This is a genomic window from Bradyrhizobium sp. P5_C11_2 (assembly GCF_054049755.1).
On sequence record NZ_JBFULT010000946.1, the window covers coordinates 1 to 1,600 of the forward strand.

General features: G+C 62.3%; 2 protein-coding genes. Both read right to left on the reverse strand.

The window, feature by feature from the left end:
• A partial coding sequence (hpnH, locus tag ACXJL8_RS40575) for an adenosyl-hopene transferase HpnH (RefSeq protein WP_456686977.1) occupies positions 1-894 on the reverse strand: 894 nt, incomplete at its 3' end.
• 35 nt (positions 895-929) lie between these two features.
• On the reverse strand, positions 930-1,600 hold a 671-nt coding region (gene ispH / locus ACXJL8_RS40580), incomplete at its 5' end, for a 4-hydroxy-3-methylbut-2-enyl diphosphate reductase (protein ID WP_456686978.1).

Genomic DNA, 1,600 nt, shown 5'->3' on the forward strand with positions numbered 1-1,600 from the left:
GTACTTGCCGGTGCCGTAGGTCTCCCAGTCGGTGGTGTCCATCAGCTCCTTGAAGGTCTTGGCATAGCCTTCGCCGAGCAGATAGCAGGGCTTCTGCCAGCCGAAGATGTTGCGCGCGGGCATGCCCCACGGCGTGCACTCGTATTCCTGGTTGCCGGCGAGGAAGTCGAGGAACAGGCCGGAATGCATGAAGTTCCACTTCTTGCCCTTGCCCATCGCAAAGACGTCGCGGAACAGCTTCTTGGTCTTGGTGCGGTTGAGGAAGTGCTCCTGGTCCGGCGCACGCTCATAGGCGTAGCCCGGCGACATCGAGACGCCGACACCGAGCTCGACGGTGAGGTCGAGGAACTTTGCGATCTCCTCGGCCGGATGGCCGTCGAAGATGGTGGCGTTGACGTTGACGGTGAAGCCGCGCGCCTTGGCCGCCTTGATCGCGGAGACGGCGCGGTCGAACACGCCCTTCTGCGACACGGCCTTGTCGTGATGGTCCTTCAGGCCGTCGAGATGCACGGAGAAGAACAGATACGGGGAGGGCGTGAACAAATCGAGCTTCTTCTCGAGCAGCAGCGCGTTGGTGCAGAGCGAGACGAACTTCTTGCGCTCGACGAGGCCGCGCACGATCTCGCCGATCTCCTTGTGGATCAGCGGCTCGCCGCCGGGAATCGCCACCATCGGCGCGCCGCATTCGTCGGCCGCGTCCCAGCACTCCTGCGCCGTCATGCGGCGGTTGAGGATCGCATCCGGATAGTCGATCTTGCCGCAGCCGACGCAGGCGAGGTTGCAGCGGAACAGCGGCTCCAGCATCAGCACGAGCGGATAGCGTTTGCGGCCAAGCAGTTTCTGCTTGAGCAAATAGCCGCCGATACGCATTTCCTTGAAGAAGGGGATAGCCATTACAAGTTTCTTTCTGGGCTTGGAATTCAGGTAGGTCAGCTCGCAGCCAGTTGGGCCGGAAGCCGGAATTCGATGTTTTCCTCGCGGCCCGGGAGCACCGAGACCGTCACGGGTCCGATCCGCCGCAGAGCTTCGATCACGTCATCCACCAGCACCTCGGGCGCCGAGGCGCCGGCCGTGAGGCCGACGGTCCTGGCACCTTTCAACCACTCCGGATTGAGCTTGCTGCCATCCGCGATCAAATAACTCGCGACGCCGGCTTCGGTGCCGATTTCGCGGAGCCGGTTCGAGTTCGAGCTATTGGCAGCGCCCACCACCAAGATCACGTCGACCAGCTTGCTCAAGTCCCTTACCGCAGATTGGCGGTTCTGTGTCGCATAGCAGATATCCCGGATGTCGGGGCCTTGAATATCTGTAAATCTGGCCTGAAGCGCCGCGATAATGTCCCTGGTGTCATCGACCGACAGCGTGGTCTGGGTGATGTAGGCCACTGGCGTATCCGCAGGCAGCGTCAGCGCCTTAACCTCTTCGACGCTCTGGACCAGCAGCACGGGCCCTGGAACCTGGCCCATCGTGCCCTCGACCTCGGGATGGCCGGCATGGCCGATCAGGATCAGCGTGCGGCCCTTGGTGATGTAGCGCTTCCCCTGATTGTGAACTTTCGTGACCAGCGGGCAGGTGGCATTCAGCACCGGAAGGTCGCGGG